The sequence below is a fragment of the Rhodococcus yunnanensis NBRC 103083 genome, from assembly GCF_001895005.1.
Lineage (GTDB): Bacteria > Actinomycetota > Actinomycetes > Mycobacteriales > Mycobacteriaceae > Rhodococcoides > Rhodococcoides yunnanense.
The window spans coordinates 41,279-55,769 of record NZ_BCXH01000027.1; the positions used below are offsets into that span (position 1 = coordinate 41,279).

The window sequence follows — 14,491 nt, forward strand, 5'->3', positions numbered from 1 at the left end:
TCAGGTTTCGGAGATCGTGGTGACCAAGTCGCGTCTGCATGCAGACAACGTGACCATCGGTTACGACAAGCGCATTATCAGCGAGGGGCTGTCCGTCGAGATTCCCGACGGGAAGTTCACCGTCATCGTTGGGCCCAATGCCTGCGGAAAATCGACTCTGCTGCGCGCGCTGTCACGGCTACTGAAGCCGGAGGTCGGCGCTGTGTTGCTCGACGGCAAGGCGATCTCGTCCTACCCGTCGAAAGAAGTGGCTCGTCGGCTCGGCCTGTTGCCGCAGACTTCGATAGCGCCGGACGGCATTTCCGTCGCCGATCTGGTTGCGCGTGGCCGTTATCCGCATCAGAAGCTGATCAGACAGTGGTCGAGAGAGGACGAGGCCGCGGTGGTGTTCGCACTGAACGCGACCGGCGTCACCGAACTCTCGGGTCGGTTGGTCGACGAGTTGTCCGGCGGTCAGCGTCAACGCGTGTGGGTGGCAATGGTGCTCGCGCAGCAGACGCCGTTGATGCTGCTGGACGAGCCGACGACGTTCCTCGACATCGCGCATCAGATCGACCTGCTCGAGCTGTGTTCACAGCTCAACCGCGAGCAGGGCAGCACGATGGTCGCCGTGCTCCACGATCTGAACCATGCCTGCCGCTACGCCGACCACATCATCGCTATGAAGGACGGAAAGGTGGTCACAGAAGGCAAGCCGAGCGAGGTCATCACCGCCGAGCTGGTCGAGTCGGTGTTCGGGCTGCCGTGCCGGATCATCGAGGATCCGGAATCGCATACTCCACTGGTCATTCCGCGCGCGCGACGGTGATTCCTCGTGCCGGTGTGCGCGAGCCTCAGTCCACCAATGTCTTTTCGAGTGCGCGTCGAAGAGCGTTCTTGCTGATCTTGCCGACTCCGGTCACTGGGAATTCATCGACGAATACGATCGAATCGGGCACCTTGTAGCTCGCGAGCCCGCGCTCTCGCACGAACTTCTTCAGCGCGATCTTTGATGGTCGGGTGCCGTGTGTGATCACGAACGCGCACGTGCGCTCGCCCATGTACTGGTCCGGCTGCGACACGACCGCCGCATCGACGACCGATTCGTGTGCCAGGAGATGGTTTTCGACTTCTTCGGCCGCAACTTTCTCGCCGCCGCGGTTGATCTGGTCTTTGGCGCGGCCCTCGACAATGATGTACCCGCCCTCGACAACTCGCACGATGTCCCCGGTCCGATAGAAGCCGTCGGGTGTGAACGCGGTCGCGTTGTGCTCGGGTGCGTTGTAGTATCCGCGGATTGTGTACGGTCCACGCGTGAGCAGATGACCGGTGCTGCCGGGAGAAACCTCGTCGCCGTTGTCGTCGACCACCCGGATTTCGTCGTCCGGGCTGATCGGTCGACCCTGTGTGGTGACTATGACGTCCTCGGGATCGTCGAGCCTGGTGTAGTTGACCAGACCTTCGGCCATGCCGAACACCTGTTGCAGGGTGCAACCGAGTTCGGTCCTGACGCGGCGAGCAGCCTCGGAGGAGAACTTGGCGCCGCCGGCTTGGAGGACCTGCAACGAGGAAAGATCGTGAGCATGCCGTGACGGAGCGTTCATCCATGCCAGCACGAGCGGTGGAACGAGCGAAACCATGGTGATGCGCTCGCGTTCGATGATCTCGAAGGCAGTTGACGGTGTCGGATCCGGAGCCATGACCACCGTGCCACCGGCGTGCAGAACCCCGAGTATCCCCGGTGAACTCATCGGAAAGTTGTGTGCAGCAGGCAGTACGACGAGTATTCTCGTGTTCTTGTCACACTCACAGATGTCGGCTGATCCACGTACCGAGTACAGGTAGTCGGCGTGTGTGCGAGGAATGAGTTTCGGAGCGCCGGTTGTCCCGCCGGAGAGTTGAAGGAACGCGACGCTGTCGGCTGCGACATCGGGCACGTCGACGGCTTCGGACGCAACGTCGTCGAACGCAACGTCGTCGAACGCAACGAATTCTTCGGGGTCTCCGATCACGATCACAAGCGGCGGACGATCCGACGCTGCGACCACTTCCCGCGCCAGTGTGCGGTAGTCGAACCCGCCGCCGATGTCCGCGATGACGTAGGCGCAGGCATCTGCGGCGTCGACGAACTGATTCATTTCGGTTCGGCGGTGGGCAGGGAGTGCGAACACCGGTACAGCACCGAGTCGGAAGATTCCGAAGATCACCACTACGTATTCCGCGATATTCGGCAGTTGGACGACGACCCGATCGCCTGGGCGGAGTCCGCGCTCGGCCAATCCCGCCGCGAACCGGTCGGCACGATCGGAAACCTCGCGGTAGCTCAATCGAGTATCGCCGTCGACCACAGCGATGGAGTCGGAAAATGTCTCGGCGCGACGACCGAGGAAATGCTGGAACGTTTCTTCGGTCCAGTAGCCTGCCGCGACATACCGATCGGCGAAATCCGAGGGAATGCGCGGACTCGGAACGAGGGAGGCGCGTTCGATCACTTTACGATTCATAGGTCTTCCTCATGTGTGCAGGGTTGCTCCGCCGTCGACGTACAGCGATTGCATCGTGATGTGCCGCGCGCGATCCGACAACAGAAACTCGACGGCGTCGGCAATGTCCTGCGGAGTTGCTATCCGGCCCAGCGGAATCCCGGTCTTGAATGTCGAGAGCTCTCCTGCGATCGCGGACCCCGCACCTGCGTCGTCGGTGGGGTCCGGCCACAGGGACCTCTGCATGTCGGTGTCGGTCGATCCTGGCGCGACGACGTTGACCCGGACGCCGTACTGCGCCAGTTCGAGTCCCAATACGCGCGTGAGCATCGTCGACGCGGCTTTCGAGGAACCGTATGCCCCCATCGACATCCGAGGGATCCCGGCCGCGTTCGAGCCCACGGTCACGATCGAACCGGACCTGCGCTCACGCATCGCAGATCCCACACACCGCACGACGTGCAACAATCCGAAGAGATTGACGTCGAACATGTTTCGCCAGTCTTCTGTCGACGAGTCCAGAACGTCGTCCGTGTGGAGAATGCCTGCCACGTAGGCCAGGTTCTCGATGGGGCCGACGGAGGACTCGATTTCGGCTACGACGCGCGCTACTTCGAGTTCGTCACGAACGTCGAGAACCCTCGACACCGAGCCATCGATCTCCTGTGCGGTTCGCGACAAGCTGATTTCGTCCGCGTCGACGAGGGCGACCGTGCGGTCGGAACGCGCAAGTGTGTGTGCGACAGCACGTCCGATGCCTTTCCCTGCCCCGACGACGAGTGCGACGGGAGCGGTCATCGTGCTAGCCCCCGCGCTCGACGGGTGTACACATCGGGGGATCGATCGACTCTACCCGGGACACAGAGTAATCCGTTTCGGGTGGCGACCGGATGAACGATCAGGATTGCGTTGTGTGTCGACACGTAACGCCTTTCGTCATGGGATGGTTCGCAGCTTGTGCCTTGTGGAGGTGAGTCGGCGAACAACGATCGCGCCGGATCTCACAGTGAAGCACGGAGTGCGGTGATAACTGTTCCGAACTTCGCAACCGTCTCTCGTAGCTCGCTTTCCGGGTCCGATTCCGCAATGATCCCCCCGCCTGCATACGCCGTGACTCGGTGACGGTCCGCGCTGATCTCGACACAGCGGATCGCAACTATCCACTCGCCGTCTCCGTCGGACGAGCACCATCCGACGGTGCCTGCGTAGAAGCCGCGTTCGCCTTCGAGTGCGTCGATCGTCCGATACGCGGTGGCGGTGGGTGTACCGCATACGGCGGGTGTCGGATGCAGAGCGCGCGCAAGATCGAGCGCGGTCGTTTCCGTGCTTGCCAGTTCCCCGCGAATCGGAGTTCCCAGGTGCCAGAGTTGAGGGGTGCTGGTCAGCGAAGGCGCGTTCGGAACGGTGAGCACTGCGCACAGAGGTTCGAGTGCCTCCCGTATCGCGTCGACGACGAACATGTGCTCGCGAAGATCTTTCGCGGACTCCGACAGCACCCTGCCGTTCGTCCGATCCTGTTGCGCATCCGGGTGACGAGGTGCCGAACCTGCAAGCGGATAGCAGGTCACGGCGCGTCCATGTCGACGAATCAACACTTCCGGACTCGAACCGACCAAAGTTTTCCCGACGTACGAACCCCCGGCTGCGGACAGGTCGACGTGGTAGCCGTCGCCCGAGGGGTTTCCGGAAACGAGTGAAGCGAGTACCGACAGCGGGTCTACCGCCTTGCGCGCGGACAGTTCGATTGTCCGTGCCATGACCACCTTCTGTAGCTCGGAGTGACTGTCGCGAAGGATGTTCACCGCTGCCGCCACCCGGTTCACATGGTCTGCGTCCGGCGGTAGAGACACCTCGAAGTCGGGAAGAGCGATCGGCGCATGCGGGGGAGTCCAGTGACTGGGCGAGAAGCTCACGGTGTCGGGCGAGTAGAGCGCGCAGCGCTCGTCGAGGGCGAACGGCAGTGCGCCGACAACCGTGGACGCGCTACCGGAGCGAAGTGCGTGTGCGGCTTCGGTCGAATCTTCGTACTGCGCACGCGAGCCCATGGCCGAAACCGTGCCGTGCGGACGCGACAGTACGAATCGACCGTGCTCTCGAAGGTTCACCGGGACATCGAGGTTCGACGCCGTGCGCTGGGGAGTGATCATCGTGTCCTTCGCTTCGAGGTCTCTTGCCGTCAGAGGTAGGGCTTTGCTTAGCTGTGCACCGGAGATAGGTTAGGCTACATTCAATCCAACCGACAAGGGGACTGCTGGTGCCAAAGGTGAACGACGTTGCCGACATAGTGGACATCCTTGGTGTCGGCTACGGACCGTCCAATCTAGGACTTGCGATCGCGTTGCAAGAGCGAAACGTAGGTGTTGCGGCCGACGACCGGATCACTTCGGTGTTCGTGGAGAAGCAGCCCGAGTTCAGATGGCATCCTGGAATGCTGTTGCCTGGTGCCACGATGCAGATCTCGTTTCTGAAAGACCTGGCAACACAACGCAACACGCGTAGCGAATACACGTTCATCGAGTACCTTTCGCAGCAAGAGCGACTCACGCACTTCATCAACCTGCAAACCTTCTTCCCCTCCCGAGTCGAGTTTCACGACTATTTGACCTGGGCGGCCGACAAGGTCGACGCCGACGTGCTGTACGGGTACACCGCGACAGAGATCGCGTGGAAAGGTGATTACTTCGAGGTCGTCGTAGCATCGGCCGACGGGGCGTGGCGGACACTGCGCGCACGTAACATCGTCCTCGCGGGAGGATTGTCGCCGACCTTGCCGCTCGGAGTGCTGCCGACCGACCGCGTTTTTCACAATCACCGAATTCTTGATCACCTCGCGGCGCTACCGGAGCCGCAACACGGCAAATTCGTGGTCGTCGGAGCAGGCCAGAGTGCCGCCGAAGTGGTCTCGCATTTGCACCAGCGTTACCCCGATGCCGAAGTACACGGCGTATTCGGAAAATACGGATACAGTCCGGCAGACGACAGTCCCTATGCCAACCGGGTTTTCGACCCGGAGGCCGTCGAGGACTTCTATTCGTCCTCTCCGCGTTTGCGTGAGCAACTGATCGCATATCACCGAAGCACGAACTACTCGGCTGTCGACCTTGCTCTCATCGAAGAGCTGTACAGCCGCGAGTACGGTGAGCGAGTGGCGGGCAAGCGCAGATTGTTCGTGCACGGCGCGTCCGAACTGTCCACTCCGCTGGAAGCGGACCGTGGCGTCGAGGTGTCGGTACTGCATCGGCCGACTGGCCGGCGCGAGCGCCTGATCTGCGATGCAGTGGTGTACGCGACCGGATTCCGCCCGCTCGATCTGCACGCGATCCTCGGCGGCCTGGCGGACGACTGCGTGTTCCGACCCGACGGTACTCCCGAGGTCGAGCGGGACTACCGTCTGCGAACGAACCACATGGTGAAAGGTGGGATCTATCTCCAAGGCGGGACGGAGCATTCGCACGGACTGACCTCGTCATTGCTGTCGAATATTGCCGTACGCTCCGGTGAGCTCGTCGAGTCGGTAGTGACACGATCGATGCGCCACGCCGTACTGACGAACTGAGGAGTACTACATGCGGTTGCCGGTCTTCTTCGAGGCGCCTGCAACACCGATGACCGGCAAGCCCTTTCAGATCACAGACTCGATGACGGCTCGCCAATTGACCCTTCGAACGATGTTCGCGTCGACGAGATATTCCGTCCCGGGTGGGTCACTGCTGATCGTCTACCAATTGTGTGCGGCGCTCGTTCCCCTAGTGATGGGTATTGCGATCGATCGCGCGATCGCAGCGCACGATGCGGGCGAACTCGTTCTGTGGATCGGTGTGCTCGCAGTCGACTACGCGGTGATGACGCTTGCGTTCAGGTTCGGCTCGCGTGTCGGATTCCTGGGGATGAATGCGGTCCAGCACCAGATTCGCACCAAGGTCACCGACCGAATACTTGATCCGAAAGGACTGGGCGGCGAGCAACGCCAACCCGGAATGTTGCTGAGTATCGCCACGTCCGATGCACGTCAACTCGCTGCCGCTGTCGCGATCGTGGTGTATCCCGTCGGCGAGTTGTTCGCCGTGTTGTTCTCCGCGCTCATTCTTCTCTACATCTCGTGGCCACTCGGCCTGGCGATTCTCTTGGCGACACCGGTCATGTTGTGGGTGATGGATCGCGCGGCGGCGCCCTTGCGTCGTCGCAGTATGGAACAGCAGCAGGTCGCAGGTGAGGCGGCAGGCACCGCGGCCGATCTCGTCGGCGGCTTCCGAATCGTGAAGGGACTCGGCGCCGAGGGAAGAGCCGGCAGACGCTATCTCGTTGCGAGCGAACGCGCATTGAATGGGACGCTCGAGGCAAACGTTGCTCGAGCCGGATATCTGGCGGCAATGGAAACGGTGTCCGGTCTCTTCATCGCCGGGGTCGCGGTTGCGGCGGGCATGATGGCGCTCAGCGGGAGTGTGACCGTCGGACAGTTGATCGCCGTCGTCGGCGTCACGCAGTTCGTCATGGGTCCGCTACAGGCCTTCACGGTGTCCGGTGAGCTGTGGGCAGAGGCGATGGCCTCGGCCCAGCGTGTGCTCAGCGTTCTGCAGGCGCGTGCCGTGATCGAGCGCGGAGCGAGCGCGGAAGTCCCCACCGAATTCGGACTTCGGGTGACCATGACAAAGGATTCCGGAACACGTTCGATTCCCGACTGGGAGGTCGAAGCGGGTCGGTTCGTCGCCGTCGACGCCGACGCGGCGACCACGGCGCTTCTCACCGAAATCTTGAGCGGACGATCGAGACCGGAGATCGGGACGGCGACCGTCGGAAACGTGAGCGCGAACGAGCTGAATCCTGAAGATCGAAGCCGAATTCTGTTGGTGGTTCCGCACGAGAGCGATCTGTTCGAGGGCACCATTGCCGAGAACATCGCAGGATCGGTCGACTCTGTCGACGCTGCGTCGGTCGAGCGCGCTGTATTCGCTGCGGCATGCGAGGACGTCGTCGAATCGCTTCCGGCCGGACTGCAATCCGATGTCGGTGAGGCGGGCCGGTTCTTGTCCGGCGGTCAGCGACAACGAGTTGCACTCGCTCGCGCGATTGCTGCCGACCCGCAAGTCCTCGTACTTCTCGATCCGACGACGGCGGTCGATTCGGTGACCGAAGCTCTTGTCGCAGAGCGACTCGTGAGGGCGCGCGAAGGTAGGACGACCGTAGTCTTCACGTCCTCACCTGCGTTGCTGGCTGCTGCGTCGTCGGTCGTCACCCTCGATATCGAATTGGAGAACAGCGTGAGGATGCTGGAGAGGCTACGGTGACCACTACTGTGCCGTCACTGCCGGACCGTTCGAACGACACTCTGCCGATTGCAGATTCGACCGCGGTCTGGCGGGTGGTTCGAACAGCGCTTCGCGGGCACGGTCTGCTTCTGCTGGCCGTGGTCGCAGCGATGGTCGTCGGCTCGGCGCTCGGTCTCGTGGCTCCGTGGGCACTCGGAGCGATGGTCGACGCGGTTATCCTCGGAGACGGCAACGGGCGAATCTGGAGGCTCGGAGTCGCGATGGTCGTAGCCGCACTTGCATGTGCGGCATTCACCGCACTCGGTGTGGTTCTGTCGTCGTCGTTGTTCGAAACTGTGCTCGCACGGCTGCGAGAGCGGATGTTCACGTCGAGTCTCGGGTTGCCGTTGGAGCGTATCGAGCGGTCGGGCAGCGGCGATCTGATCTCTCGTGCCACCGACGACGTAGACGAAGTATCCTCTGCGATCGGCACTGTGGTACCGGCGTTCTCGACGTCGCTGTTCACGGTTGCGTTGACAGCGGCGGGGTTGACGGCACTCGACTGGCGCTTTCTCGGCGCGCTGGTCGTCATACTCCCCATCTACGTGTTCGCCGTCCGTTGGTACCTACGGAATGCCCCAGGTATCTATGCCGCGGAGCGTGCGGCCATGGGGTTGCGCGCGCAACATGTCCTCGGTGCAGTTCGAGGTCTGCGAACTGTGCACGCCTACAACCTGGCCCCAACCCTGTCCACCGGAATCGGCACACACTCCTGGGCCGTCGTCCGGTGGGTCATGCGTGCGAGGATCGTGCAGAACCGCTTCTACGGGCGATTGGCCGCAGCTCAATTGATCGGTATGGCAGGTCTTTTGGTGATCGGCTACGTACTCGTCGGCAACGAAGCGATGACGGTCGGTGCCACGACGACGGCCATGCTCTTCTTTCTCAGGTTGTTCGCCCCCGTCGACGAGTTGTTGATGGTGATCGACGAACTGCAGTCGGCTCTGGCATCTCTCGCTCGCATCGTGGGTGTGATCGATGCGGGTGAGGCGGCAGTGGACCAGCGGTCCAAGAGCGAGGAGTTGGAGCTGCCGCAGCAGGGGGCGCTGACGGCGTCGGGGATCACCTTCGGTTACTCACCGAGTCGACCTGTGTTGCGAGATGTCGACATTGTCGTCCGGCCAGGAGAGACAGTGGCATTGGTCGGTTCGTCGGGTGCAGGCAAAACCACTCTGGCCGCTGTCCTGGCGGGGGTGAGGTCTCCAGACGAAGGGGAGGTGCTGTTCGGCTCGGTTCCACTGTCGAAGGCGCCCGAATCCGCGCGCGCGCAACGTATCTTGCTCGTGACCCAGGAAGTTCACGTCTTCTCTGGATCGCTCCGCGAGGATCTGGCACTCGCCTGTCCCGATGCCGACGATTCGCAGATGGAGGCCGCGCTTCGGGCAGTGCTGGCAGGAGAATGGTTCGATCTGCTACCGGATGGATTGGACACGGAGGTCGGCGACGAGGGGTACCGCCTCACCTCGATGCAGGCCCAACAGCTCGCGCTGGCACGGCTGGTTCTCGTCGATCCGCCGGTCGCGATCTTGGACGAGGCAACAGCGGATGCAGGCAGTGCAGGCGCGTCCTTGCTCGAGCGCTCGGCGGCCGCGGCGCTGAAAGGTCGTGCTGCTCTCGTCGTCGCGCATCGGCTGAGTCAGGCGCGGACGGCCGATCGAATTCTCTTGATGGAGAAGGGAAGAATAGTCGAAGAGGGGACGCACGACGCGCTCGTCGAGCGGAACGGACTGTACGCGCGTCTGTGGGCTGCATGGAGTCTGCACCGCTAGATCCCACCCGCTCAGGACGTCGTCGTCGGACAATCGGTGTTGCTCGACGACGACGCCCGATCGGGCGAGAGAATGTCAGTTGGAATTGGCGTGTCGAGACAGCACCTGGTCAGTGGATCCAGGTACTGGTTCGGCGGGATCGCTGCCGATGGCGACGATCTTGTTGTCGGCGTCGACGTGCACCACCTTGGGCTCGTGTACGACGAGTTCGGCGTTGTCGAGCTGGACGTACGACATGATTATCACCAGGTCGTCCGGGTTGACCAGGTGGGCAGCTGCCCCGTTGATACAAATGACCCCCGAGTCGGCATCGCCGGTGATCACGTACGTTTCGATGCGCGCACCGTTGGTCACGTCGACTACCTGCACCTTTTCTCCCTCGACGAGATCTGCCGCGCGCATCAGAGTTTCGTCGATGGTGATGGACCCGACGTAGTGCAGATCTGCTTGGGTCACCCGCGCGCGGTGGATCTTTCCGTTGACCAGTGTTCGGAACATGCTGACTCCAGTTCTGTGTCTTCACGTGATGGATGGGCGCCGGAGCCGGCTACCATCTGCGGATCAGGCCAGGCTATCCTAATCGTCAGCGTCGTGACCGATGGCGTGCCAGGGGCGGAGGTGGTCGTTCCGGCGTGACTGCGATGAACACGTGCAGCTAGTTAGGTAATGCTAATGTAACCTGCTCACGGGATCGGCTCGTACTCGGCTCGTCAGGTATGGAGGATTTTGCAGTGATATTCATCGGATCGGGTTCACTGCTCTGGCGGGCGGTTCGGTATGTCCTCGATGTGGGCGATACGGTCGACCTGGTCTTGCATCCGGCCGAGGACGTGCCGGCCTGGGCGTCGGACGTCGTTCATCGTGACGTCGTCGACCCGAACGATCACGCAGCCGAAATCGCGGAAGCGACGACCGACGGGATCGTCTGGTCGATCGGCAACCCGTTCGTTCTACGCCAGCAGATTCTTCGGCTCGGACTTCGGATCGTGAATGTGCACGGAGGGTTGCTTCCGCAACATCGAGGCATGCCTGTTCCTGTGTCGCTCTTCGCACTCCTGCGGGGAGAGAGGGAATTCGGCGTCACACTGCACACGATCGATGCGGGCATCGACACCGGTGAGACCCTCGCGGTACGCAGATTCGACATCGCGCCTGGAACGACCCTCGAAGGCCTCGTGCTCGACGTCAGCGAATCCTGTGCGCTGCTGTTCGAGTCGGAGTTCCGGAACATCGTCGATGACAAGCCCATGGCGAAGGATCTCGACGAGGAGAGTCGGGATGTCGGTACACCGGCATACTTCGGCATCCGTCAGCTTCCCGAGTTGGCCGACTTCATCGGTACCGAACAGTTCGGCCGAGCAACCGATCTCGGGACGTTGCGCGATGCATATGCCTGGTATCAGGTCGTCTTCGACCGTGTGCATGCCGATGTCGCTCTCGACGTGGAACCGGAGGCCGTGCGCCTCGGCGTCGCTCGTACCATCGCCGACCTCGGCTACTGGGAGAAGACACTGGCACGGGTGTCGGACACGCAGACAGCGAAGGTCCGTCCAGGATCGGGCACCGTCCGATTGCCACGCCGGACGGACGGACCGATCGACACCTCGGCCTTCCTCGGAAGTCTGTGCTCGGTGGTCCTCCATGCGTGTGGCGATTCGGCTGTGACAGCTGCGGTTTCCGTCGACGTGCACGATTTCACCGGTTCGAGCGGATCGGTGGTGCTGGAACCGTACGGCTTCACCGACGAGGAACTCGGGATAGCGGTGTTGACTCAGATCGACGCGTCCGCCGAGCACTGCGGCCTGACTCGGTCGGATGTCCACCGGGCGACCGGCACCGACATTCCGTGGATCGAGATCGGCCTGACCGACGATCGAGGCACGTCTTCCGTCCCTGAGCCGGCCGGAGAACTCGACGGGCGCCCCACAGCGGTATGGGTGTCGGCATCGATCGGCGAGGAGGACATCACCGTCCGCTACGAGGTCCGCCGCCACGACGAAGGTCCCAACGACATCGACCTGGGTGTCGCACTCGCGGCAGCGGCCGTGCCGTCGTCGTCGTGGATCCGCGGGGATGCCGCCGGTGAGTTCTCGGAACTGACAGTGCGATTCGAAGCGTTCGATGCGGTGCTGCCTGTGGATCTGCATTTCGCGGCGATCGACGCTGTACGCGATGACCGCCAGCGATGGACGGTGTCCTCGGAAGACGGACGCACCCACGATATCGGCGGTCACGGTACTTCGACCGAGCCGTGGTCGCTGCACATCGGCACGAACCTCGCCGGCCCGGTGGGAAGCGGCATTGCCCTCGGACTTGGGTCGGCCGACATCGCCGTGGGCTACTCGTCGGAACTGGACGAATCGTACGTCACCGACCTCGTGAACCGGATCCTCTTCGGCGCGGTGGTCCGCGCGGTCGGCATCCGGTCGACGTCCGAGGAGACTCAGGACTTCCGCGAGACCGTCGAAGCGCTCGTACTCGCACCGAGCCCGGTGGATTTCTCGGCTGAGTTCGAAGAGCCGGTGTTCACACCGCGCACGTACCGATTCGGAATCGCTTCGCGCGACGAGGCAGTACATCTGGTGCGGGCGTACGTCGTGGCAGCAGCGAGTCTCGGTTACCTGTCCGGCAGCGGTCCGGGCGCGACACTCGGCGCAGCAGACATCGTTGCCCGTGCCCTGTCGGCGGCAGGTGGCTCGGGCGCCGCGAGTGCCGTTGTGCCGGTCGCCGGAGTTCTGCGGTACGCACCTTCCGGATCGTCTCTCGACGTCACCACGGGCCCTGGAATCGACGATACCGGCTTCGACGTTCTCGTCGCCTCCATCAGAGAGACAGCTCGACGTCCGAGCGCGACAACAGCACGATTCGACGTCGGTGACCCGGTGGCGCTCCGCACTCGGCTGTCGGCCAGAGCGCAGGGCGAGGAAATCCTTGCGGACCCTTACTGGTTCGAGTTCGCCGAGGACCACTCGGGGATCGACTCGATTCAGTTCGAACTCGGCGCACCGACCAGCTGGAGCACCGGGCCCGTACGCACGGAGAGATCCGTCGACGCGGTCGTGGGCATCGTCGTCGACTGGCTCACGCAGTTCGCCGGCGAGAGTGCCGACCTCGGTGACGGCGCGGCAATACTGATCCAGCAGTCGACTCGGCCCGCCGAAACTGGTTCGTTCCCAGGCTCGTTCGCGCACCGGTACCCGGTGTTCGTCGGTCGTGACGACCGGCCGGAACCGGGAGCGTCGTATGCCGAGTGGTTCGCTGCGCTCGGACCGGAGGCAGGCAGCGCCGATTACCAGCTCCTCGAGAATATCTCGGCCGCGACAAGGGGAGTCTTCGACGAGCTTCCTGATCCGGTGGGCCTTGTCGTCGTCGACGAATATTCGTCGACGTGGCCGGGCACTGCCCGGGCGTTAGTGAGCGATGTCCCACTCGTCGTGCAACTTACTTACCTGCGCGCGGCCGGTGGGCGCGAGTTCGCGCTGTGTGAGCTGACGGTGTCGTCGACGATCGGACAGATCGACCCGGACCACTTGGCAGCGTCGATCACAGGACTCGGCAATCCAGGGGACACTCTGGCGCGGGTTCCGTCCCTCGTGCTGCCGGTCGAGTTCATCGAACCGGCCACAACCGAAATCGACCTTGTGGCCGCGACCGAGTTGCGACTTGGACGGCTCATTCGTGAAGTGTGGCCGGTATCGCCACTCCAGGAAGGCTTCTACTTCCATTTCCGCATGGCCAACGAGTCCGGCGTCGCCGACATGTACTGCTCGCAGGCGACGACCCGACTGCGCGGTGCTCTCGACCGAGAGCGGTTGCGGCTCGCCTTCGGTGAGTTGCTGACGCGAAACCCCAATCTCACAGCAGGATTCACCGATGTCGACGATCGGATCCTGCAATTCGTCCCCGATCGATTCGAGCTTCCGTTCGAGGTGTTCGAGGTCGACGAAGTTCGCTCCCGTGGAGTGGACGCGATACTGGAGGAGCTGTCGGGTGCGCCGTTCTTCGCCGAGTCCCCGCCGCTGATCCGATTGGCCGTGCTCGTCGAACCGGGCGGTTACGCCACGCTCGCACTCACCTACGAGCACATCGTCATCGACGGGTGGTCACTCGGACTGTTGTGGTCGGAGTTGTTCGCACTGTATACGGGCGAGCGCGTCGGACCGGCCGTGTCGTACTGGCGATACCTCGAATGGCTGGGCAACCGCGATGCGGCCCATGCGCTCGCCGAATGGAAGTCGTATCTCACCACGGACGCGTCACCGACGCTGTTCGATGCGGACGCCGACGCGGAACGGAACAGCGTTGCCCCCGCGGCCGATCACTTGTCCTACGTGCAAGGACAGCCAGCGCGCGATCTGAACGGCGCAGCGCAGCGAGCCGGGGTGACGATCGGCTCGTTTCTTCAGTTCGGATGGGGCCTGTATCTCGGCCGCACACTCGGCTTCTCGAAGGCAATCTTCGGAACGACCGTCTCCGGACGTCCCGCCGACGTCGCAGGTAGCGACCGCATCATCGGGCTGTTGTTCAACACGGTTCCTGTAGTCGTCGACATCGACTCCGGCTCGACTGTCGGAGCGAGTCTGACGCGGTTCCAGCTGCGCTCGGCGTCCGTGGCCGACGAGTTCTACATCGGGCTGGCGCAGATCCAGCGCGAGGTAGGCCTCTCGCAGTTGTTCGACACGCTGTTCATCATCCAGAACCACGGCACCGACGGTGAGGACGGAGGAACCCGACTCGGCGACGACATCGAGATCGTCGACGGCGACCTGCACGACTCGACCTATTATCCACTCTCGTTCGCCGTCTATCCGGGGCCCGACGGAATACGCGTGCGGTGCTCGTACCGAACCGACATGGTCACCGAGGACGAGGTGGCCAGGATCGTCGAACGGTTGACAGGTGTGTGGGCGCAGATGGCCGATGATCTGGATCGCACGATCGGATCCATCGCCTG

General features: G+C 62.8%; 9 protein-coding genes. 5 read left to right on the forward strand and 4 right to left on the reverse strand.

Annotation, left to right across the window (positions count from 1 at the left end; all coding sequences use genetic code 11):
• The first annotated feature begins 16 nt into the window (after positions 1-16).
• A complete protein-coding gene (locus tag RY1_RS27715) occupies positions 17-808 on the forward strand; it encodes an ABC transporter ATP-binding protein (RefSeq protein ID WP_139280005.1) in 792 nt (263 codons plus the stop codon).
• A gap of 25 nt (positions 809-833) precedes the next feature.
• Here the strand turns inward: RY1_RS27715 and RY1_RS27720 are convergent, their stop codons facing one another.
• The 3 genes from RY1_RS27720 to RY1_RS27730 all read right to left on the reverse strand — a co-directional run bounded on the left by RY1_RS27720 (position 834) and on the right by RY1_RS27730 (position 4,609).
• Positions 834-2,483 carry a (2,3-dihydroxybenzoyl)adenylate synthase gene (locus tag RY1_RS27720; protein ID WP_072807263.1) on the reverse strand — a complete coding sequence of 550 codons (1,650 nt, stop codon included), beginning with the start codon at positions 2,481-2,483 and terminating at the stop codon, positions 834-836.
• A 9-nt stretch (positions 2,484-2,492) separates the two neighbouring features.
• Positions 2,493-3,260: a 2,3-dihydro-2,3-dihydroxybenzoate dehydrogenase gene (locus RY1_RS27725; protein WP_072807264.1), complete on the reverse strand. Its 768-nt coding sequence runs from the start codon at positions 3,258-3,260 to the stop codon at positions 2,493-2,495.
• 203 nt (positions 3,261-3,463) lie between these two features.
• Positions 3,464-4,609, reverse strand: a complete 1,146-nt coding sequence (locus RY1_RS27730) for an isochorismate synthase (RefSeq protein WP_084727935.1) — start codon at positions 4,607-4,609, stop codon at positions 3,464-3,466.
• A gap of 107 nt (positions 4,610-4,716) precedes the next feature.
• Between RY1_RS27730 and RY1_RS27735 the strand changes: the two genes are divergently transcribed.
• The 3 genes from RY1_RS27735 to RY1_RS27745 are packed head-to-tail and all read left to right on the forward strand — an operon-like array spanning position 4,717 to position 9,537.
• A complete protein-coding gene (locus tag RY1_RS27735) occupies positions 4,717-6,018 on the forward strand; it encodes a lysine N(6)-hydroxylase/L-ornithine N(5)-oxygenase family protein (protein ID WP_072807265.1) in 1,302 nt (433 codons plus the stop codon).
• Positions 6,019-6,028: 10 nt separating this feature from the next.
• Positions 6,029-7,747, forward strand: a complete 1,719-nt coding sequence (locus RY1_RS30795; protein ID WP_072807266.1) for an ABC transporter ATP-binding protein — start codon at positions 6,029-6,031, stop codon at positions 7,745-7,747.
• Complete coding sequence (locus RY1_RS27745) at positions 7,744-9,537, forward strand: ABC transporter ATP-binding protein (RefSeq protein ID WP_218019866.1); 1,794 nt, start codon at positions 7,744-7,746, stop codon at positions 9,535-9,537. The genes RY1_RS30795 and RY1_RS27745 overlap by 4 nt, the downstream gene beginning before the upstream one ends.
• Positions 9,538-9,612: 75 nt before the next feature.
• Here the strand turns inward: RY1_RS27745 and panD are convergent, their stop codons facing one another.
• Positions 9,613-10,035 carry an aspartate 1-decarboxylase gene (panD, locus tag RY1_RS27750; protein WP_072807267.1) on the reverse strand — a complete coding sequence of 141 codons (423 nt, stop codon included), beginning with the start codon at positions 10,033-10,035 and terminating at the stop codon, positions 9,613-9,615.
• Between the two features lie 233 nt (positions 10,036-10,268).
• Here panD and RY1_RS27755 point away from each other — a divergent pair.
• Positions 10,269-14,491 (forward strand): condensation domain-containing protein (locus RY1_RS27755; protein WP_218019867.1); only part of this gene is annotated, 4,223 nt, incomplete at its 3' end.

Coding starts and splice junctions, on each gene's coding strand:
- RY1_RS27720 (WP_072807263.1), bottom strand. CDS start 2,483: ATGAATCGTAAAGTGATCGAACGCGCCTCCCTCGTTCCGAGTCCGCGC.
- RY1_RS27725 (WP_072807264.1), bottom strand. CDS start 3,260: ATGACCGCTCCCGTCGCACTCGTCGTCGGGGCAGGGAAAGGCATCGGA.
- RY1_RS27730 (WP_084727935.1), bottom strand. CDS start 4,609: ATGATCACTCCCCAGCGCACGGCGTCGAACCTCGATGTCCCGGTGAAC.
- RY1_RS30795 (WP_072807266.1), top strand. CDS start 6,029: ATGCGGTTGCCGGTCTTCTTCGAGGCGCCTGCAACACCGATGACCGGC.
- panD (WP_072807267.1), bottom strand. CDS start 10,035: ATGTTCCGAACACTGGTCAACGGAAAGATCCACCGCGCGCGGGTGACC.